Genomic DNA, 19197 nt, shown 5'->3' on the forward strand with positions numbered 1-19197 from the left:
GGCCCCGAGCCCCGGGGGCCCGTGGCGAAACGACCCCGCACCCCAGCCCCCGCCCCGCCCGGCGACCCGTTACCCCGGCGACGGCACCCGCCCGCACACCGCCCACCGCGCCACGGACCGGGCCACCCCCACCGGCACCGCGACCGAGGCGCCCGCACCCCAGCGGAGCCCGGCCCCGCGGGCCGAGGCACCCCGCACCGTCTCCCCGTACCCCATCGGCGTGACCGGCGCGGCCCGGCAGGGCCACCGCCCTGCCGAGAGCCCGTCGGAGACGACCACGCGGCTGCGGCGCGTCCGGCCCGACGTCTCCCCGCCCGCCCCGGCGCGGTCCTGGCCGGCCCACCCGGCCCACCCCGCACCCGGGGGACGGCCGTTCGTGACCTTCGGCCGGCCCGAGGGGTACGGCGAGTCCGCCCGTCCCCGCCCGCTCGGCGGCCGGCTCGGCCCGCAGGCGGTCGCCGCCGCCGTCTGCCTCGTGCTCGGGACGGGCCTCGTCACCGGCGCCGTCACCGGAAGCTGGCTCGCCGGGGACCCGGGCGACGGCGGCGAACGCGGCGCCTTCACCGAGGCGGCGGAGCTGTGGCACAGCGTCCCGGTCGACGAACTGTTCCCGCCCACCGTGCGGGGCCCGGGCGCCGGACCGGGCAGCGCCGACCGCACCTGGACCCGGGTCGCCGTCGCCCCCGACGGCGACTGCGCGAAGGCCCTCGACCCGCTGCTCGACAAGGTCCTTGCCCCCGTCGGCTGCCGCCGCCTGCTGCGCGCCACCTACACCGACGCGACCCGCAGCCACGTCACCACCGTCGGCCTGCTCTTCACCGGGGGCGACGCCGCCGCCATGACCGCGCTCAAGGCCCGCTTCGACAAGGAGCGCCTCGCCGAGCGCACCGACCTGGTGCCGCTGCCGTACGCGGAGAAGGGCACCGTCGCCGAGGGGTTCGGCGCGCGGCAGCGGGCCACGTGGACCGTCTCGGTGCTCACCGACGCCCCCGTCGTCGTCTACGCGGTCTCCGGCTGGGCGGACGGCCGCACCGTCGGCACACCCGAACCCGCCGCGCGGGCGCTGGAGTCCGGCGCCGACTCGGCTCCCGCGCAGGCCGGGCTGGGACACGAGGCGCGGGGTCTCGCCGACCGCGTCGAACGCGCCCTGCGCAAGAACGTCGGCCCGCCCACGGAGCAGCCCTCGTGAACACCACCAAAGCCCGCCGGACGGCCGTGCCGAGCCTGTTCCTCGCCGCCGCCCTCGCCCTCGTCCCGGCGCCCGCCGCCCACGCCGACGGCATCCGCGCCCAGCAGTGGGGCCTGGACGCCCTGCGCACCCAGGAGGTCTGGCGGACCACCAAGGGCGCCGACGTCACCGTCGCCGTGCTGGACACCGGGGTCGAGGCCGACCACCCCGACCTCGTGGGCAATGTGCTGCCCGGCAAGGACCTGGTCGGCTTCGGCGCGAGCGAGGGCGACCGGGCGTGGGCCCGCCACGGCACCGCCATGGCCGGGATCATCGCCGGTCACGGCCACGGGCCCGGCAACGGCGACGGCGTCCTCGGCATCGCCCCCGAGGCCGGCATCCTGCCCGTCCGGGTGATCCTGGAGGACGGCGACCCCGCCCGCGCCAAGGCCCGCGAGAGCCGGGGCAACGCGCTCGCCGAGGGCATCCGCTGGGCCGCCGACAACGGGGCCGACGTCATCAACCTCTCCCTCGGCGACGACTCCGACTCCGCCCACCCCGAGGCGTCCGAGGACGAGGCCATCCAGTACGCGCTGCGCCAGGGGGTGGTCGTCGTCGCCTCGGCGGGCAACGGCGGCGAGAAGGGCGACCACGTCTCCTACCCGGCCGCCTATCCGGGCGTGATCGCGGTCACCGCCGTCGACCGCTACGGCACCCGCGCCCCGTTCTCCACCCGCCGCTGGTACGCCACCGTCAGCGCCCCCGGCGTGGACGTGATCATCGCCGACCCCGACCACCGGTACTACGAGGGCTGGGGCACCAGTGCCGCCGCCGCCTTCGTGTCCGGCGCCGCCGCACTGGTCAAGGCGGCCCACCCGGACCTCACCCCGGCCCAGGTCAAGAGGCTCCTGGAGGACACCGCCCGCAATGCCCCCACGGGCGGCCGGGACGACTCCCGGGGCTTCGGCCTCGTGGACCCCGCGGCGGCCGTCGAGGCGGCGGCCCGCCTGAAACCCGAGGGCGTCGACCCCACGGCCCACGGCGACAAGTTCTTCGGCACCGGACCGGACGCCCGGGAGTCTGACGACGGGCCCGCTGCCTGGGCGGCCCCGCTGGCCGGCAGCGCGGGCGGCGTCCTGATCGTCACCGCCGTCGTCCTCTGGCGCGGTCGCCGCACCCGCCCCGAGCCCTTCTGACCCACCGTCCCGGAACGAGCCGCCCGCGCAGCACGCTCCCGGAGCGAGCCCGCCCGCGCCGCACGGCCCGGGGCGAGCCCGGCACGCAGGACCCACGCCACCGCGAGAGCCCGGCACCCGTCCCCGCGGCACCCTCGGGCCCCCGCCATCCCCGCCGTCCCCGGCAGCCCACGGCAGCCCACGGCTCACCCCACCGTCGACACCGCCGCCCGCGCCGCCGCCTCCGCCAGCGAGATGCCCGCCTCCTCGGTCGCCCCGCCCCGGGTCAGCACGGCCACCAGCACCTCACGGCCGCCCGACGTCACCCGTCCGACGCTGTCGACCACCCACAGTCCCGTCGTGCTCCGCCGCAGCCAGCCGTTCTTGAGTGCCCACGCCGAACCGTCGGCCGCCGCCGACACGCCCCACCGCTGACCTTCGGCGATCCGCCCCATCAGTCCCCCTGCGTACGCCCGCGCGTCCGCGTCCAGCAGCGAGCCCTCCGCCACGAACACCTGCCGCAGCAGGGTGATCTGGTCGCGGGCGGTGGTGCGGGTGAGCCCCCACAGGCCGTTCGCGCCGGCCGAGGTGCCGGTCAGTCCGAAGCGGGCGTTCGCCGCGTCGAGGCCCTCGGCGCCGCCGATCGTCCGCCACAGCGCGGAGGCCGCGTCGTTGTCGCTGCGCTGGATCATCGCGGCGGCCCGCGTCCTCTCCTCGGCGGTCAGCGCGCGTCCCTCGTCCCGGGCCCGCAGCAGCAGCGCCGCCAGGATGTCGACCTTGACGATGCTGGCCGTCTCGAAGCGGCCCGCCCCGTAGGTGGCACCGCTGCCGGACGCGGGGTCCAGCACCGCCACCGACATCTCGGCGCCCTTCGGCACCGGCACCGACGCCATGGCCCGCGCCAGCCGCGCGTCCCGGTCCGCAGCCGCCTTCGCCGTACCGTCCACCGCGACCTCCCCGCCCGCCCGGTTCGGCGCCGACGATACGGCCCGGGCGGCGGGCAGCACCCGCCCCGCCACACCGGCCGTGCCCGCCCCGGCGGCGCCCAGGAGGGCGAGGACGAGGGCGAGGATGAGGGCGGCGGACGGCAGGACACGGGGGCGCCGACGCGTCCGCGTGCCGCGGCGCCGGCCGGCTCGGGTGGGTTCCATGGCGGCGATGCTGCGGCCGGAACCTGTGCGTGGCCCAGGTGCCGGATGAGAAGCCGGTCAGCGCCACCTGAGAATTCCGTGAGGGCCGGCCACCCCGGACCGGCCACCCCGGACCGGTACCTCTGCCGTCGGGCCCGCACCTCGGCCACCCCGGCCCGCACCCCGATCACCTCGGCCCGCGCCCGGCCACCCCGGCCCGCGCCCCGCCCCGCGGATCACGCCCGCCAGGGCCCGCCGGGCCACCGGGCCCCGTCCGCCCGGCTCCGGCACCGGGGCCGGGCGGGCCCGGACGGGAGGGCCGGCCGGCCCCTCGGTAGGGTCGGGACCGTGGCCGACAAGAACATCCCGGACTCCCCGTACGCCGACGACGACGGCTCCGCCGACCCCCGGCTGAGCGCCGCGCTCGCGGCGTGGGCCGAGGACCGCGCCGCGCTGGAACCGGTCCTCACCGCGCTCAAGGGCAGTCGGCTGCTGGTGCCCGTCGTCGCCGTCCTCGGCGAGGTGGAGGAGGACGAGAACGGGCTGCGCCGCGAGAAGACCAGCGACATGGCGGTCCCCACCCTGAAGGCCGGCGGACGCACCGCGCTGCCCGCCTTCACCTCCACCGACTCCCTCGCCCGCTGGGACCCCGCCGCCCGGCCGGTCGCCGTCCCGCTGCACCAGGCGCTCCAGGCCGCCGCGCACGAGAAGGCGGACACGGTCGTGCTGGACCTCGCCGGACCGGTGCCGTTCGAGCTGACCGGCCAGGCCCTGATCGCCCTCGCCGAGGGACGCACGAGCACCGATCCGCTCGCCGACCCGGCCGTCGTCGAGGCCGTGCGCCGGGCCGTGGCCGCCGAGCCCGGCGTGCTCCGCGCCCACCTCGGCCCCGGTCAGGCCGACGGCACCCTGGCGCTCGTCCTCGACCCGGCAGCCGCCCCCGCCGAGGCCGCCCGCGCCGTCGCCGGGCGGATGGCGGCCGACGAGACGCTGCGGGCCCGCCTGGTGCGCGGCCTCGACCTGGCGGTGCTGCCGGCCGGAGCGACGCCGCCGGGCGAGCCCTTGTACGTACGGGAAGCGGCCCGATCCCAGGACCGGAACCGGGGCGGGACCGGGCCGGGGGCGGGTCAGCCGTAGACCGCGCCCGTGTACTTCTCGCCCGGTCCCTGGCCCGGCTCGTCCGGGATCAGGGACGCCTCGCGGAAGGCGAGCTGGAGCGACTTCAGGCCGTCGCGCAGCGGCGCGGCGTGGAAGGAACTGATCTCCGTCGCGCTCGCGTCGAGCAGTCCGGCCAGCGCGTGCACCAGCTTGCGGGCCTCGTCCAGGTCCTTGTGGGCCTCGCCCTCGTCGGACAGACCGAGCTTCACGGCCGCGGCGCTCATCAGGTTGACGGCGACCGTCACGATCACCTCGACCGCGGGGACCTCGGCGATGTCGCGGGTCATGGCATCGAAGTCGGGCGTCTCAGGCGGGGTCTCACTCATGCCGCACACGATAGGGCCCCGTGTCCGCCCCCTTGACGGCAGGAGGCGGGGGAGCCACCGGGTTCGCGCGGGCGTTCCCGAACTGCTAACCTTGTGTAACGACCGGTCGGACACGCGCGCCCATGGCAGTGCGGGCCCGACCCACAAGTGGAGGCTCCGAACTCCCACCTGGCCGTCCTTGGGGACGGCGGGTCACCGGTCAGGCGGTTCCGTCCTCGTGGCGGCGACCGACCCGAAATCGCGCCCCGCGGTCATCGCGGCGGTGCTCCGGTAGTAGTCCGAGGAGCCCCGCCTGTGATCGTCCGGGGCATTTTTCGTGCGTCGGCGCGGTTAGGTCTAAGAACCCAGACGTAACGCGGCCGTCCGCCAGACCGCCGCGTGGTGCTACCGAGGAGGATCCATCAGCGCCGAGCCCCGCATCAACGACCGGATTCGCGTTCCCGAGGTGCGACTTGTCGGTCCCAGCGGCGAGCAGGTCGGGATTGTCCCGCTTGCCAAGGCCCTGGAGCTTGCGCAGGAGTACGATCTCGACCTCGTCGAGGTCGCGGCGAACGCCCGTCCGCCCGTGTGCAAGCTCATGGACTACGGGAAGTTCAAGTACGAGTCGGCCATGAAGGCCCGTGAGGCGCGCAAGAACCAGGCGCACACGGTCATCAAGGAGATGAAGCTCCGGCCGAAGATCGATCCGCACGACTATGACACCAAGAAGGGTCATGTCGTCCGGTTCCTCAAGCAGGGCGACAAGGTCAAGATCACGATCATGTTCCGCGGTCGTGAGCAGTCCCGGCCGGAGCTCGGCTACCGGCTGCTGCAGCGGCTCGCGGAAGACGTCCAGGACCTCGGTTTCGTGGAGTCGAACCCGAAGCAGGACGGGCGCAACATGATCATGGTCCTCGGTCCGCACAAGAAGAAGACCGAGGCGATGGCCGAGGCTCGCCAGGCGCAGGAGGCCCGCAAGGCGGAGGCGAAGGCCCACCCCGGCCGCTCGCAGAACGCCGCGGAGTCCGAGGCCGATGCCGAGGCTCCGGCGGAGACCGAGGCTCCGGCCGAGGCGTGATCCGGGGGACGCGAGTCCGCCGGTCGTATCCGATACAAGAGCGACACTCCACCGTGCCCGGTCTCACGGCCGGGCACCGGAGTGCCACCGACGAGGAGAGAACGGCGCTATGCCGAAGAACAAGACGCACAGCGGTGCCAGCAAGCGCTTCAAGATCACCGGCTCCGGCAAGGTGCTGCGTGAGCGCGCCGGCAAGCGCCACCTGCTCGAGCACAAGTCGTCCCGTGTGACGCGTCGCCTCACCGGCAACGCCGAGATGGCCCCGGGCGACGCCAAGAAGATCAAGAAGCTTCTCGGCAAGTGACGTGACGGCGCCCGGTCTGCCGACCGCGCGCGCCGTCCGTCAGGACCGGGACCCATTCGATTCCGGGCCGCGTCAGGACCACCGCGGCCCCGCTACAAGGAGTTAACAAGTGGCACGCGTCAAGCGGGCAGTCAACGCCCACAAGAAGCGCCGGGCGATCCTCGAGCAGGCCTCCGGCTACCGCGGTCAGCGTTCGCGCCTGTACCGCAAGGCCAAGGAGCAGGTCACCCACTCGCTGGTCTACAACTACAACGACCGCAAGAAGCGCAAGGGTGACTTCCGCCAGCTCTGGATCCAGCGCATCAACGCCGCGGCCCGCGCCAACGGCATCACGTACAACCGCTTCATCCAGGGTCTGAAGGCCGCCAACATCGAGGTGGACCGCAAGATCCTGGCCGAGCTGGCCGTCAACGACGCCGGCGCGTTCGCCGCGCTCGTCGAGGTCGCGCAGAAGGCGCTGCCGAGCGACGTCAACGCGCCGAAGGCCGCGTGACGCTGCGCTCGCACCGAGCCGACGTGACAGCAGGACCCGCAGGCTGGTGAAGCCTGCGGGTCCTGCTGCGTCGGCGGCGACCCGCCGCCGGCACCCCGGAACCGCCGTCGTGGCCCGACCCCGTCGCGGCGGAGAGTCGCTGATGAAGGTGAACACATGCGCCCCGCCACCCCCGAGCTGATCTCGCCCCGCTCGGCCCGCGTCACCGCCGCCCGGCGGCTGGCCAAGCGGAACGCCCGCAGCAAGGAACGGCTCTTCCTCGCCGAAGGACCCCAGGCCGTGCGGGAGGCGGCGGCCCACCGCGGCGAGGGCGCCCCCACCCTCGTCGAACTGTTCACCACCGCCGAGGCCGCCGACCGCCACGCCGACGTGGTCGGCGCCGCCCGCGACGCCGGCGCCCGAGTCCACCTCGCCGCCGAGCAGGTCATCGAGGACATCTCCACCACCGTCACCCCGCAGGGCCTGGTGGGCGTCTGCCGCTTCCTCGACACCCCCTTCGAGGACATCCTCGCCGCCCGCCCCCGCCTCGTCGCCGTGCTCGCCCACGTCCGCGACCCCGGCAACGCCGGCACCGTGCTGCGCTGCGCCGACGCGGCCGGCGCCGAGGCCGTCGTCCTCACCGACGCCTCCGTCGACCTGTACAACCCGAAGGCCGTCCGCGCCTCCGTCGGCTCCCTGTTCCACCTGCCCGTCGCCGTCGGCGTCCCCGTCGAGGAGGCCGTGGAACGGCTGCGGGACACCGGCGTACGGGTCCTCGCCGCCGACGGCGCCGGCGAGGACGACCTCGACGCCGAACTGGACGGGGGCACCATGGGCGGCCCCACCGCCTGGGTCTTCGGCAACGAGGCGTGGGGCCTGCCCGCCGAGACCCGGGCCCTCGCCGACGCCGTCGTCCGCGTCCCCATCCACGGGATGGCCGAGAGCCTGAACCTGGCGACCGCCGCCGCCGTATGTCTCTACGCGTCGGCGCGGGCACAGCGCGCCGACGGAGGGTGCCGCTCCGTCACCGGGAGCTAGTAGGCTGACCGGCGCGGGGCCCTGCGCGGCTGAGAGGTGGGGTACGGGGATGAGCGTCGGCACGAGCAGCGCACCGGGAGTGGGCCGGACGGGGCGCCCTCCCGCGCCGCGCCGGCCGGCGGACCCCACCGGCCTCGGACTCGACCCCGACGACCTGCCCGACGGGCTCGTCGTCGCCGACGAGCACGGGCACGTCGTCTGCTTCAACGCCGCCGCCGCCCGCATCACCGCCGTCGCCGCCGCCGACGCCCTCGGACAGCCCCTGGAGAAGGCCCTCCCCTTAGAGGACCTCGACGGGCGCCGCTGGTGGCAGCTCACCGACCCCTACGGCGGCCTCGCCATCCGCGTCCGCCAGCCCGAGCGGAACCTGCTCCTGCCCGGCGGCCGGGAGGTCCTGGTCAGCGCCCGGTACGTGCGCGCCGAGCCCACCGGCCCGGTCCGCCGCGTCGTCGTCGCCCTGCGCGACACCGAGGCCCGCCGCCGCACCGAGCGCAGCCACGCCGAGCTGATCGCCACCGTCGCCCACGAACTGCGTTCCCCGCTCACGTCCGTCAAGGGCTTCACCGCGACCCTGCTGGCCAAGTGGGAGCGGTTCACCGACGACCAGAAGCGGCTGATGCTGGAGACCGTGGACGCGGACGCCGACCGCGTCACCCGGCTCATCGCCGAACTCCTCGACATCTCCCGCATCGACTCCGGCCGGCTGGAGGTGCGCCGCCAGCCCGTCGACATCGGCGCCGCCGTCGGCCGCCACATCCAGGCGTACGTCGCCGCCGGACAGCCCGCCGACCGTTTCCTGCTCCGCCTCTCCCAGCCGCTGCCCGCCCTGTGGGCCGACCCCGACAAGATCGACCAGGTGCTCAGCAACCTGCTGGAAAACGCGGTGCGCCACGGCGAGGGAACCGTCACCATCGACATCACGCCCACCGCGTCCCCCCGCGAGGGAGAGGACGCCGGCACGTCGGTCACCGTGAGCGACGAGGGGCCCGGTATCCCGGAGGAGTCCATGAACCGCGTCTTCACCCGCTTCTGGCGGGGCAGCAAGCGCGGCGGCACCGGCCTCGGGCTCTACATCGTCCAGGGCATCGTCGAGGCCCACGGCGGCACCATCACCGTCGGCAGGGCCTCCGGCGGCGGGGCCGAGTTCCGCTTTACGTTGCCCGTGGCGACGCCGGCGTACCTCGGCTGAGAGAGCTCCGGCCCCCACGGGCGCGTCCGCGTTCCCCCGCCCCGTTAGACTCGGCCTCTGGCACCTTTGTGTCCCGCTGACGGAGACGCTTCGTCCACGAGCCGGTGACGGGGACCATCAGCCAGCCAATCGGAAGCACGGGAAGAGATGTCGGCACCGAATAAGTCGTACGACCCTGTCGAGGTCGAGGCGTTGAAACCGGAAGAGATCGAGCGCATGCGGGACGAGGCGCTCGCCGCCTTCGCCGCCGCGGACTCCCTCGACGCGCTCCAGGAGGCCAAGGTCGCCCACACCGGCGGCACCTCCCCGCTGGCGCTGGCCAACCGTGAGATCGGCGCCCTGCCCCCACAGGCCAAGGCCGAGGCGGGCAAGCGCGTCGGCCAGGCCCGCGGCGCCGTCAACAAGGCGCTCGCCGCCCGCCAGGCCGAACTGGAGGCCGAGCGTGACGCCCGGGTGCTGGTCGAGGAGGCGGTGGACGTCACACTGCCCTACGACCGCGTCCCGGCCGGCGCCCGCCACCCGCTCACCACGCTCTCGGAGCGCATCGAGGACGTCTTCGTCGCCATGGGCTACGAGGTCGCCGAGGGCCCCGAGGCCGAGGCCGAGTGGTTCAACTTCGACGCCCTCAACATCGGCCCGGACCACCCGGCCCGCGGCGAGGCCGACACGTTCTTCGTGCGCGGCCCGAAGGGGGGCACCGAGTCCGGCGTCGTGCTGCGCACCCACACCTCGCCGGTGCAGATCCGCTCCCTGCTCGACCGCGAGCCGCCGGTCTACGTGATCTGCCCCGGCCGCGTGTACCGCACCGACGAGCTGGACGCCACCCACACCCCCGTCTTCCACCAGGTCGAGCTGCTCGCCGTCGACGAGGGCCTGACCATGGCGGACCTCAAGGGCACCCTGGACCACATGGTCCAGTCGCTGTTCGGCGAGGGCATGAGGACCCGGCTGCGGCCGAACTTCTTCCCCTTCACCGAGCCGTCCGCCGAGATGGACATGCTCTGCTACGTCTGCAAGGGCGCCTCCGTCGGCAACCCCGACCGGCCCTGCCGCACCTGCTCCAGCGAAGGCTGGATCGAGCTGGGCGGCTGCGGCATGGTCAACCCGCGGGTGCTCACCGCCTGCGGCGTCGACCCCGAGAAGTACAGCGGCTTCGCCTTCGGGTTCGGCATCGAGCGGATGCTGATGTTCCGCCACAACGTCGAGGACATGCGAGACATGGTCGAGGGTGACGTCCGGTTCACCCGGCCGTTCGGGATGGAGATCTGATGCGGGTCCCGCTTTCCTGGCTGCGGGAGTACGTCGACCTGCCGGCCACCGAGACCGGCCGCGACGTGCAGGCCAAGCTGATTTCGGCCGGTCTGGAGGTCGAGACGGTCGAGCACCTCGGCGCCGACCTCAAGGGGCCGCTGGTCGTCGGCCGGGTCCTGACCATCGAGGAGCTGGAGGGCTTCCGCAAGCCGATCCGCTTCTGCACCGTCGACGTCGGCGGGGCCAACGGCACCGGCGAGCCGCAGGAGATCGTCTGCGGCGCCCGCAACTTCGCCGTCGGCGACAAGGTCGTCGTCGTCCTGCCCGGCGCCGTGCTGCCCGGCGGCTTCGCCATCTCCGCCCGCAAGACCTACGGCAAGGTCTCGCACGGCATGATCTGCTCCAGCGACGAGCTGGGCATGGGCGACGACGGCACCGAGGGCATCATCGTCCTGCCGCCGGAGACCGAGACCGGCAAGGACGCCATCGAGCTGCTGGAACTGGTCGACGAGGTCCTGGACATCGCCGTCACCCCGGACCGCGGCTACTGCCTGTCGATCCGCGGCGTGGCGCGCGAGGCCGCCACCGCCTACGGGCTGCCGCTGCGCGACCCGGCCCTGATCGACGTCCCCGGCCCGAACGCCTTCGGCCACCCCGTCCAGGTATCCGACCCGGCCGGCTGCGACCGGTTCACCGCCCGCACCGTCACCGGGCTGAACCCCGACGCGCGCTCCCCGATCTGGCTCCGGCGCCGGCTGCAGAAGGTCGGCATGCGCCCGATCTCCCTCGCCGTCGACATCACCAACTACGTGATGATGGAGATCGGCCAGCCGCTGCACGCCTACGACCGCTCCCTCGTCCAGGGCACCATCGGCGTGCGCCGCGCCGAGCCCGGCGAGAAGCTCACCACCCTCGACGGCGTCACCCGCACCCTCGACGCCGAGGACCTGGTGATCACCGACGAGCGCGGCCCGATCGGCCTGGCCGGCGTCATGGGCGGCGCCGACACCGAGATCGGCGACCACGACGAGCCGGCCAAGGCCACCGGCGACGTGGTCATCGAGGCCGCCCACTTCGACGCCGTGTCCATCGCGCGCACCGCCCGCCGCCACAAGCTCTCCTCCGAGGCGTCCCGGCGCTTCGAGCGGGGAGTCGACCCGCAGGCCGCCGCGGCCGCCGCCCAGCGCACCGTCGACCTGCTGGTGCTGCTCGCGGGCGGCACCGCCGACGCCGGTGTCACCGAGGTCGTCGCGCCGGGCGCCCCCACCACGCTCACCATCCCGGCGGACCACCCGGACAAGGTCGCGGGCGTCTCCTACGGCCGCGAGACCGTCGTGCGACGCCTCCAGGAGGTCGGCTGCGACGTGTACGGGCAGGACGAGCTGATCGTCACCGTCCCGTCCTGGCGGCCCGACCTCACCGACCCCAACGACCTGGCCGAAGAGGTCATCCGGCTGGAGGGCTACGAGAACCTGCCCACCACCCTGCCCCGGCCCCCGGCGGGCCGCGGCCTCACCCACCGCCAGCGGCTGCACCGCCGCGTGGGCCGCGCCCTGGCCGGCGCCGGCTACGTGGAGGCGCCGAACTACCCGTTCCTCTCCGAGCAGGTCTTCGACCAGCTCGGCCTGGAGGCCGACGACCCGGCCCGGCGCGTGGTGCGGCTGACCAACCCGCTCAGCGACGAGGAGCCCGCGCTGCGCACCTCGCTGCTGCCCGGTCTGCTCGGCGCCCTGCGCCGCAACGACGGGCGCGGCTCGCACGACCTGGCGCTCTTCGAGACCGGGCTGGTCTTCCACCCGCGCGAGCAGGGGCGGACCGCCGTCCACCCGGCCGTCGACCGGCGCCCCGGCGCCGGGGAACTGGCCGCGCTGGACGCCGCCCTGCCCGAGCAGCCCCGGCACGTCGCCGTGGTCCTGGCCGGCGCCCGCGAACAGGCCGGCTGGTGGGGCAAGGGCCGCCCCGCCGACTGGGCCGACGCCGTCGAGGCCGCCCGTACGGTGGCCGGCGAGGCCGGTGCGGAACTCACCGTCCGCAAGGGCCAGTACGGCCCGTGGCACCCCGGCCGCTGCGCCGAACTGGTCGTCACCGAGGACGGCGCCGAGCGCGTCGTCGGCCACGCGGGCGAACTGCACCCGAGGGTCGTGAAGAGCCTCGGCCTGCCCGCCCGCACCTGCGCGATGGAGCTGGACCTCGACGTCCTGGAGCGGGTCGGCGACGACACCCCGCGGGCGCCGGGCATCTCCACCTTCCCGGTCGCCACGCAGGACGTCGCCCTGGTCGTCGACGCGTACGTCCCCGCGGCGGACGTGGAGGCGGCGCTGCGCGAGGGCGCCGGCGAACTGCTGGAGTCCATCCGCCTGTTCGACGTCTACGACAACGCCGAGCAGCTCGGCGAGGGCCGCAGGTCGCTGGCGTACGCGCTGCGCTTCCGCGCGGACGACCGCACGCTGACGGTCGACGAGGCGTCCGCGGCGCGCGACGCGGCGGTGGCCCTCGCGGGCGAGCGGGTGGGCGCGGTGCTGCGCGCCTAGCGAGAGAGCGGCACCGGGGTACACGGTTCCCCGCGCCCCTGGGGGATCCTCCCCTCGGGGCGCGGGGAACCGTGCGTTCGGCCGCGAACCGGCCGGAGCGCGGCGACGCACCCGCGGAGGAGTCCGCACGGGGGAGGGGAGGGGAGATGCCGGCGGGGCCGCCCGCCCCGCCAGGAGTGTCGGGCGGGTCGCGGGGCGGGCGGCCGAAGGCGGGCCACCGCTGTACGAGGGGGAGCCGGCGGCCCGGCCGGCCTCTTGCGAGTCAGCCCAGTCAAGCGGCCCGGCACCCCGCGCGACAGCGCGCACACGGTACGGATCCGCGTACCGCGTTCACACCCCGTGTGAAGGGCGGCACACTACGCTGACGGCACCGAGCCACCCGGGGGGCCTGAATGCATCCCAACACTCTCCTCGACGCGCTCCTCGACGAGGCGGGCGTCTCGCACGCGGGGCTGGCCGCACACGTCAACCAGGCCGGGCGGGCGCGCGGCCTCGCCCTGCGCTACGAGCACACCGCCGTGGCCCGGTGGCTGAAGGGCCAGCGCCCCCGCGGCCAGGTCCCCGACCTGATCTGCGAGGTCCTCGCCGCCCGGCTGGACCGCCCGGTCGACCTCGACGACGTCGGCCTCGGCCGGCCAGGCGAGCCCGCCGCCGCGCACACCGGCCCGCTCGGCGGATTCGTCGACCGGGCCACCGCCCTGTGGCGCTCCGACCGGCAGCGGCGCCCGCACCTGCTCGGCGCCCCCGCGCTCGCCGGCACCCCCGCCGTGATGCCGGTCTGGGAGTGGGAGAACCCGCCCGAGGACGGGGACGTCTCCCGGAGCGGCCCGCACCGGGTCACCCCGGCCGACCTGGAGATGCTGCGCGCGGCCCGCGCCCACTACGAGCAGATGTACCGCAAGGCCGGCGGCATGGCGACCCGCGACCGCGTCGTCGGCTTCCTCACCGCCGAGGCCGCCCCGCTGCTGCGCGGCGGCTACCCCGACGCCGTCGGACGCCGGCTCCACCGGGCCACCGGCGGCCTGGTCGCGGTGGCCGGCATCTGCGCGTACGACTCCGACGCGCACGGCCTCGCCCAGCGCTACTTCCACCAGGCCCTGCGCCTCGCCAAGGCCAGTGGCGACCGGGCCCTGGGCGCCTACGTCATCGCGCTCCTCGTCAACCAGGCGCTGTACCTGCGGGAGTACCGGCAGGCCGTCGCCTTCGCCGAGGCCGCGCTGCGCGCCGCCGGCGGGCAGACCACCCAGGCGCTCGCCTCCGACCTGTACGCGATGCAGGCCAAGGCGTACGCGCGCCTCGGCGACGCGGCCGGGGCCCTGGCCTGCATCCGGCGGGCCGAGCGGGCCGCCGGGCGCATCCTGCGCGGGCACGAGCCCGAGGAGACCGGCTACGTCCAGCCCGGACTGGTCAACGTCCAGGTGGCGGAGGCCCTGCTCAGCCTGGGCGAACTCGCGGCGGCGCAGGAGCACGCGGCGGCGGCCGTCGACAACCCGGCGCACGACCGCGGCCGGGTGCACCGGCTCGCCATGCTCAGCACCGTCGCCCTGCGCCAGGGGGACGCCGACAGGGCGGTGGCCACGGCCGTGCGGATGGCCGAACAGGCCCGGGGCATGGAGTCCCGGCGGCTGCGCGAGAGGCTGCGCACGGTCCGCGCGCACCTGGTGCGCAGCGGCCGCGCCGGTACGGCGGAGGCGGCCGAGCTGATCGACGGGGCGCTGCGCGTTCCGCTGTGACCGGCCGGGGACCGCGTGTCCCCGCGCCCGCGGTGCCCCGTGAGCGGGTGCCGTGCGCCTGCTGCGGGCCCCGGCCCGGCTGCGATATTGCCCCCTACCCGACGGAAGGCGGCGCGGCCGTGCAGTGGACGATGCGAGACGAGCAGACGGTGTACGCGAATCGCTGGTTCAGCGTCAACCTCGCGGATGTCGGGCTGCCCGACGGCCGCCGTCTCGACCACTTCCTCATCCGGCTGCGGGCGGTGGCCGCCGCCACCGTGGTGAACGCGGCCGACGAGGTGCTCCTGCTGTGGCGGCACCGGTTCATCACGGACAGCTGGGGGTGGGAACTGGCCGCCGGGGTCGTCGAGGACGGCGAGGAGGTGCGGGCCGCCGCGGCCCGGGAACTGGAGGAGGAGACCGGCTGGCGGCCCGGTCCGCTGCGGCACCTGCTGAGCGTGGAGCCCTCCAACGGCCTCAGCGACGCCCGCCACCACGTCTACTGGTCGGACAGCGGGGAGTACGTCGGACATCCGGTGGACGACTTCGAGTCGGACCGCCGGGAATGGGTCCCGCTCAAACTGGTGCCGGACCTGGTGGCCCGGGGCGAGGTCCCCGCCGCCGGCATGGCCGCCGCCCTGCTCCTCCTGCACCACCTGCGCCTCGGCCGGGACCGGAACCGGGCCTCCTGAGGCCGGAAGTCCTGGGGCCGGGAGCGGAGCGGCCGGGAGAGCCGCCCGGGGCCGGTCCGCGCTGTCGTGCGTCCCGGCCCGACGCGGGCGTCTCAGCCGTAGGTGTAGAAGCCGGAGCCGCTCTTGCGGCCCAGCCGGCCCGCGTCGACCATGCGCTGGAGCAGCGGGGGAGCGGCGTACAGCGGCTCCTTGAACTCCTCGTACATGGAGTGCGCGACCGAGGCCACGGTGTCCAGGCCGATCAGGTCGGAGAGCTTCAGCGGCCCCATCGGGTGGGCGCAGCCCATCTCCATGCCGTTGTCGATGTCCTCCCGGCTGGCGATCCCCGACTCGAACATCCGGATCGCGGAGAGCAGGTACGGGATCAGCAGCGCGTTGACCACGAACCCGGAGCGGTCCTGGGCGCGGATGGCGTGCTTGCCGAGCACCTTCTCCGTGAAGAGCTGCGCCCGGCTGATCGTGCCCTCGGAGGTGGTGAGGGCCGGGATCAGCTCGACGAGCTGCTGCACGGGGGCCGGGTTGAAGAAGTGGATGCCGATCACGTGGTCCGCCCGCGAGGTGGCGACCGCCAGCCTGACCAGCGGGATCGAGGAGGTGTTGGAGGCCAGGATCGCGTCCGGGCGGACCACCACCTGGTCGAGCACCTGGAAGATCTCCGTCTTCACCTGCTCGCTCTCGACCACGGCCTCGATCACCAGGTCACGGTCGGCGAACTCGCCGAGGTCGGTGGTGAAGCCGAGCCGCTCCTGCGCCGCGTCCCGCTCCTCCTCGGTGATCTTCCCGCGCTCGGCGGCCTTGGCGAGGGAGGTGAACAGCCGGGTCCGGCCGATCTCCAGGGCTTCGCCGGTGGTCTCGGCGACCTTGACGTCCAGGCCCGCGCGGGCGCACACCTCGGCGATGCCCGCTCCCATCTGGCCGCAGCCCACCACACCGACGCGTGCGATATCTCCCGAGATGCCGGTCACATCGTCCCTTTCGCTCGTCCACGCTCTGGCGGCAGGCCCCCGGGGTCACCGGCGCCTGCTCCGATCGTGCACGTTACCCCCGGAGCGCCACGGAACCCTCGCCCGGGTCGGGCATGCTGGGAGGCCGTACCCGATCCGTGACCGCGCGGATCGGTCCGCAGCGTCTGGAGGTCGTCCATGGGCCGTGTCTCCCGCCGGGCCTTCACCGTGGCCGCGCTGTCGGCGCTCACCACGGCACCGGCCGCCTCCTCCGCCCTCGCCGAACAGGAACGCCGGGGAGGGGCCCCCGCCACCGAGATGCGGGGTCTGTGGCTGGCCACCGTCGCCAACCGGGACTGGCCCAGCCGGGCCGGGCTGCGCGCGGGCGAGCAGCGCGCCGAACTGCTGCGGCACCTCGACAACGCGGTCCGTCACGGGCTCAACACGGTCTTCCTCCAGGTGCGGCCCACGGCCGACGCGCTGTGGCCCTCGCCGCACGAGCCGTGGAGCGCTTACCTGTCGGGCTCCCAGGGGCGCGACCCCGGCTGGGACCCGCTGGGCACGGCCGTCGCCGAGGCCCACGCCCGCGGCCTGGAGCTGCACGCCTGGTTCAACCCGTACCGGGTCGCCCCGCACGCGGACCCGGCGCGGCTGCTGCCCTCCCACCCCGCCCGCCGCCACCCCGAGTGGGTGGTGCCGTACGCCGGCCGGCTCCACTACGACCCGGGGCTCCCCGAGGTACGGGCCTTCGTGCAGGACGCGATCATGGACGCGGTGGAGAGGTACCCGGTGGACGGCGTCCACTTCGACGACTACTTCTACCCCTACCCGGTGGCCGGCGAGGACTTCGACGACGCCGCGAGCCACGCGGCCCACGGCGCGGGCTTCGCCACCCGGGCCGACTGGCGGCGGGCCAACATCGACCGGCTGGTGCGGGAGACGGCCGAGCGGGTCCGGGCGGTGCGGCCCGCCGCCCGTTTCGGCGTCAGCCCCTTCGGGGTGTGGCGCAACGCCGCCACGGACCCGCGCGGCTCGGCCACGACCGCGGGCGTGCAGACCTACGACGACCTGCACGCGGACACCCTCACCTGGGTGCGCGAGGGCTGGCTCGACTACGTCGTTCCGCAGCTCTACTGGCACGTCGGCCTGCCCGCCGCCGACTACGCCACGCTGCTGGCCTGGTGGGCGGGGGCCGTGCGGGGCAGCCGCACCCGCCTCTACATCGGCGAGGCGCTCTACAAGGCCGGCGACCCGGCCCAGGACGCGCGGTGGCAGGACCCCGCCGAACTCTCCGGGCACCTGGCCCGCGCCCGGCTCCACCCGGAGGTGCGCGGCCACGTCTTCTTCGCGGCGAGGGACCTGGCGGAGGACCGTATCGGCGCGATGGCCCGCGTGACGGCCGACCACTACGGCCGCCCGGCCGGCCCCCCGCGCTGACCACCCGGCGGGCGGGAGCGGGCGTACGGGACCCGGCGGCCGGAGCCGCCGGGCCGTGGGCGCCGGCCGGAGGGCCTTCCCCTCCGGCCGGCAGCGGTGCTAGCGCCGTGTCTCGCGGGGGCGGATCTCCGCGTCCGGGCCGGGCGAGCAGACGGCCTCGTGGCCGTCCTCGAACCGGACCCGGTACGGGGGGCTGCCCTTGTCGCCCATGACTTCGACGATCTCCGCGACCTTGTCCTGCTGTCCGACCACCCGGCCGTGCTGGACGAGGCGGTCACCCTTGTCTGCGTGCATGTCCGCGGCCTCCTCATCTGTCGGTCCGCCGTTCGGCCTCGGGCCCACCGGGCCACCGCGACGCGGACCGGTTCCGCACCGGCCGTCGGCGGGCCGCCACCGTCGGGTGCCCATCGGCGGAGCACCGACGACACCAGTGTGGGCAGCGGCCGGCGCGGGCCGCAACCGGCCGCCCGGGACACCTGCCGCCGGGGCTCGGGCCGGCCCGGGGCCGCCTGCGCTCGGTGAGGCCCCTGCCACCCTCGGTCATCCCGCGCGAGCACCCCTTGACCGGCCTCCCGTCCCGGCCCACCATCACCGCATGGCGCTTCGGGTCACGTTCGTCGCGGCCGCACGCGGCTCTCCGCTGCTCGGGGGGCGCTTCGGGGACGACCGGCCGCTGGACCAGTCCGGATGGGACGAGGTGCTGCGTGCCGCGCCCGGCCTGCTGCCGCTGGCGGCGGCCGAGTTGCGCTACTGCTCGCCCACCCCGCGCAGCCGCGCCACCGGAGACGCCCTCGGATACGCACCCCTCGTCCAACTCGCCCTGCGCGAATGCGACATGGGGCGCTGGCACGGGCTGACCGTCGGCGAGGCGATGGCCCGGGAACCCGCCGCCGTGGACGCCTGGCTCAGCGATCCCCGTGCCGCCCCGCACGGCGGTGAATCGCTGCTGGCCCTCATCACCCGGGTCGGCGGCTGGCTCGACACCCGGCCCGGTGGCGACGGCGACCGGCTCGTGGCGGTCGCCGAGCCCTCGGTGATCCGGGCCGCCCTCGTCTACGCGCTGAACGCGCCGCCCGCCTCGTACTGGAACCTCGACGTGCGCCCCCTGTCGGCCACCACCGTCACCGGGCGCGCGGGCCGCTGGCACCTGTGCCTGTAGGCGGCGCGGATCAGTGCTCGCGCACGTGGTCGGTGACCAGCACCAGGTCCTTCGCCGGCCCGGCCACCCGCCACACCGTCCGCCACCGGACGGCGCTGCGGACGGTGAACTCGCCGCGGTAGTGGTCGGCGGAGCACGGGTGCCCGGCCACGTGGCGCCCGGTGGACAGGTCCAGGTCGTGGAAGGGCCGCCCGTCGGCGAACCGTACGTCCGCCGTGCCCGGCGCGGTCCCCGGCAGGTAGCGCAGCGTGCGTGCGGCGGGCCGGGTCACGCCCTGCCAGGTGAACTCCCCGCGCTCCCGGCCGATCAGCCCGCCGTCCGCGCTCTCCTCGAACACGGTGCACCCCTCGAAGCGGCCCTCGGCGCCCCTGTCCAGGTCCCGTACGGTCCGCTGAGTCCGCCACCGCCCCGCGAGGTACGCCAGGACGTCCGGAACCGCCCACTGCCCACTCAT

The 19197-nt window shown here is 75.1% G+C and carries 19 protein-coding genes; 14 read left to right on the forward strand and 5 right to left on the reverse strand.

Going from position 1 to position 19197, the window contains the following annotated elements:
* Positions 1 to 220: 220 nt before the first annotated feature.
* Both VM636_RS24600 and mycP read left to right on the forward strand, forming a co-directional pair.
* A complete protein-coding gene (locus VM636_RS24600; RefSeq protein ID WP_234312497.1) occupies positions 221 to 1189 on the forward strand; it encodes a hypothetical protein in 969 nt (322 codons plus the stop codon).
* Positions 1186 to 2364, forward strand: a complete 1179-nt coding sequence (mycP, locus tag VM636_RS24605) for a type VII secretion-associated serine protease mycosin (RefSeq protein ID WP_053913500.1) — start codon at positions 1186 to 1188, stop codon at positions 2362 to 2364. The genes VM636_RS24600 and mycP overlap by 4 nt, the downstream gene beginning before the upstream one ends.
* A 185-nt stretch (positions 2365 to 2549) precedes the next feature.
* Here the strand turns inward: mycP and VM636_RS24610 are convergent, their stop codons facing one another.
* Positions 2550 to 3494, reverse strand: a complete 945-nt coding sequence (locus tag VM636_RS24610; protein ID WP_338485745.1) for a serine hydrolase — start codon at positions 3492 to 3494, stop codon at positions 2550 to 2552.
* A gap of 327 nt (positions 3495 to 3821) precedes the next feature.
* Between VM636_RS24610 and VM636_RS24615 the strand changes: the two genes are divergently transcribed.
* The gene (locus VM636_RS24615; RefSeq protein WP_053913497.1) at positions 3822 to 4610 is read left to right on the forward strand and encodes an SseB family protein; all 789 of its coding nucleotides are present in this window, start codon (positions 3822 to 3824) and stop codon (positions 4608 to 4610) included.
* On the opposite strand, the gene VM636_RS24620 is transcribed toward VM636_RS24615, so the two are convergent.
* Positions 4601 to 4957, reverse strand: coding sequence for a DUF1844 domain-containing protein (locus tag VM636_RS24620; protein ID WP_030418112.1), 357 nt, complete (start codon positions 4955 to 4957; stop codon positions 4601 to 4603). The genes VM636_RS24615 and VM636_RS24620 overlap by 10 nt on opposite strands.
* Before the next feature lie 400 nt (positions 4958 to 5357).
* Here VM636_RS24620 and infC point away from each other — a divergent pair, with 400 nt between their 5' ends.
* The 9 genes from infC to VM636_RS24665 all read left to right on the forward strand — a co-directional run bounded on the left by infC (position 5358) and on the right by VM636_RS24665 (position 15203).
* Complete coding sequence (gene infC, locus VM636_RS24625) at positions 5358 to 6014, forward strand: translation initiation factor IF-3 (protein WP_078855663.1); 657 nt, start codon at positions 5358 to 5360, stop codon at positions 6012 to 6014.
* A 109-nt stretch (positions 6015 to 6123) separates the two neighbouring features.
* Positions 6124 to 6318, forward strand: a complete 195-nt coding sequence (rpmI, locus tag VM636_RS24630; RefSeq protein ID WP_030418114.1) for a 50S ribosomal protein L35 — start codon at positions 6124 to 6126, stop codon at positions 6316 to 6318.
* A 109-nt stretch (positions 6319 to 6427) separates the two neighbouring features.
* Positions 6428 to 6811 (forward strand): 50S ribosomal protein L20, encoded by a 384-nt coding sequence (gene rplT / locus VM636_RS24635; RefSeq protein WP_019325184.1) that lies wholly within the window; start codon positions 6428 to 6430, stop codon positions 6809 to 6811.
* A 156-nt stretch (positions 6812 to 6967) separates the two neighbouring features.
* Positions 6968 to 7828: an RNA methyltransferase gene (locus VM636_RS24640; protein ID WP_030418115.1), complete on the forward strand. Its 861-nt coding sequence runs from the start codon at positions 6968 to 6970 to the stop codon at positions 7826 to 7828.
* A gap of 49 nt (positions 7829 to 7877) precedes the next feature.
* Positions 7878 to 9017 (forward strand): ATP-binding protein, encoded by a 1140-nt coding sequence (locus VM636_RS24645; protein WP_030418116.1) that lies wholly within the window; start codon positions 7878 to 7880, stop codon positions 9015 to 9017.
* A 147-nt stretch (positions 9018 to 9164) separates the two neighbouring features.
* On the forward strand, positions 9165 to 10286 hold the full coding sequence (gene pheS / locus VM636_RS24650; RefSeq protein WP_078855664.1) for a phenylalanine--tRNA ligase subunit alpha: 1122 nt from the start codon (positions 9165 to 9167) through the stop codon (positions 10284 to 10286).
* Positions 10286 to 12799: a phenylalanine--tRNA ligase subunit beta gene (gene pheT, locus VM636_RS24655; RefSeq protein WP_030418118.1), complete on the forward strand. Its 2514-nt coding sequence runs from the start codon at positions 10286 to 10288 to the stop codon at positions 12797 to 12799. Before pheS ends, pheT begins: the two co-directional genes overlap by 1 nt.
* Before the next feature lie 392 nt (positions 12800 to 13191).
* Complete coding sequence (locus VM636_RS24660; RefSeq protein ID WP_338485753.1) at positions 13192 to 14532, forward strand: transcriptional regulator; 1341 nt, start codon at positions 13192 to 13194, stop codon at positions 14530 to 14532.
* 119 nt (positions 14533 to 14651) lie between these two features.
* Complete coding sequence (locus VM636_RS24665) at positions 14652 to 15203, forward strand: NUDIX domain-containing protein (protein ID WP_338485755.1); 552 nt, start codon at positions 14652 to 14654, stop codon at positions 15201 to 15203.
* Between the two features lie 92 nt (positions 15204 to 15295).
* On the opposite strand, the gene VM636_RS24670 is transcribed toward VM636_RS24665, so the two are convergent.
* Positions 15296 to 16168: a 3-hydroxybutyryl-CoA dehydrogenase gene (locus VM636_RS24670; protein WP_030418121.1), complete on the reverse strand. Its 873-nt coding sequence runs from the start codon at positions 16166 to 16168 to the stop codon at positions 15296 to 15298.
* A 177-nt stretch (positions 16169 to 16345) separates the two neighbouring features.
* On the opposite strand from VM636_RS24670, the gene VM636_RS24675 reads away from it, so the two are divergent.
* The gene (locus tag VM636_RS24675) at positions 16346 to 17584 is read left to right on the forward strand and encodes a family 10 glycosylhydrolase (protein WP_030418122.1); all 1239 of its coding nucleotides are present in this window, start codon (positions 16346 to 16348) and stop codon (positions 17582 to 17584) included.
* 99 nt (positions 17585 to 17683) lie between these two features.
* Here the strand turns inward: VM636_RS24675 and VM636_RS24680 are convergent, their stop codons facing one another.
* The gene (locus VM636_RS24680) at positions 17684 to 17878 is read right to left on the reverse strand and encodes a DUF1918 domain-containing protein (protein WP_030418123.1); all 195 of its coding nucleotides are present in this window, start codon (positions 17876 to 17878) and stop codon (positions 17684 to 17686) included.
* A 301-nt stretch (positions 17879 to 18179) separates the two neighbouring features.
* Here VM636_RS24680 and VM636_RS24685 point away from each other — a divergent pair, with 301 nt between their 5' ends.
* Positions 18180 to 18743: a histidine phosphatase family protein gene (locus tag VM636_RS24685; RefSeq protein ID WP_030418124.1), complete on the forward strand. Its 564-nt coding sequence runs from the start codon at positions 18180 to 18182 to the stop codon at positions 18741 to 18743.
* Positions 18744 to 18753: 10 nt separating this feature from the next.
* On the opposite strand, the gene VM636_RS24690 is transcribed toward VM636_RS24685, so the two are convergent.
* Positions 18754 to 19197: a DUF6314 family protein gene (locus VM636_RS24690; protein WP_053913485.1), complete on the reverse strand. Its 444-nt coding sequence runs from the start codon at positions 19195 to 19197 to the stop codon at positions 18754 to 18756.

Source organism: Streptomyces sp. SCSIO 75703 (genome assembly GCF_036607905.1).
GTDB lineage: Bacteria > Actinomycetota > Actinomycetes > Streptomycetales > Streptomycetaceae > Streptomyces.

What these genes read in the sequence shown, in the direction of transcription:
- VM636_RS24610 (WP_338485745.1), bottom strand. Translation starts at nt 3,494, where the DNA reads ATGGAACCCACCCGAGCCGGCCGGCGCCGCGGCACGCGGACGCGTCGG.
- VM636_RS24620 (WP_030418112.1), bottom strand. Translation starts at nt 4,957, where the DNA reads ATGAGTGAGACCCCGCCTGAGACGCCCGACTTCGATGCCATGACCCGC.
- rpmI (WP_030418114.1), top strand. Translation starts at nt 6,124, where the DNA reads ATGCCGAAGAACAAGACGCACAGCGGTGCCAGCAAGCGCTTCAAGATC.
- VM636_RS24640 (WP_030418115.1), top strand. Translation starts at nt 6,968, where the DNA reads ATGCGCCCCGCCACCCCCGAGCTGATCTCGCCCCGCTCGGCCCGCGTC.
- VM636_RS24645 (WP_030418116.1), top strand. Translation starts at nt 7,878, where the DNA reads ATGAGCGTCGGCACGAGCAGCGCACCGGGAGTGGGCCGGACGGGGCGC.
- pheS (WP_078855664.1), top strand. Translation starts at nt 9,165, where the DNA reads ATGTCGGCACCGAATAAGTCGTACGACCCTGTCGAGGTCGAGGCGTTG.
- pheT (WP_030418118.1), top strand. Translation starts at nt 10,286, where the DNA reads ATGCGGGTCCCGCTTTCCTGGCTGCGGGAGTACGTCGACCTGCCGGCC.
- VM636_RS24660 (WP_338485753.1), top strand. Translation starts at nt 13,192, where the DNA reads ATGCATCCCAACACTCTCCTCGACGCGCTCCTCGACGAGGCGGGCGTC.
- VM636_RS24675 (WP_030418122.1), top strand. Translation starts at nt 16,346, where the DNA reads ATGGGCCGTGTCTCCCGCCGGGCCTTCACCGTGGCCGCGCTGTCGGCG.
- VM636_RS24680 (WP_030418123.1), bottom strand. Translation starts at nt 17,878, where the DNA reads ATGCACGCAGACAAGGGTGACCGCCTCGTCCAGCACGGCCGGGTGGTC.
- VM636_RS24685 (WP_030418124.1), top strand. Translation starts at nt 18,180, where the DNA reads ATGGCGCTTCGGGTCACGTTCGTCGCGGCCGCACGCGGCTCTCCGCTG.
- VM636_RS24690 (WP_053913485.1), bottom strand. Translation starts at nt 19,197, where the DNA reads ATGAGTGGGCAGTGGGCGGTTCCGGACGTCCTGGCGTACCTCGCGGGG.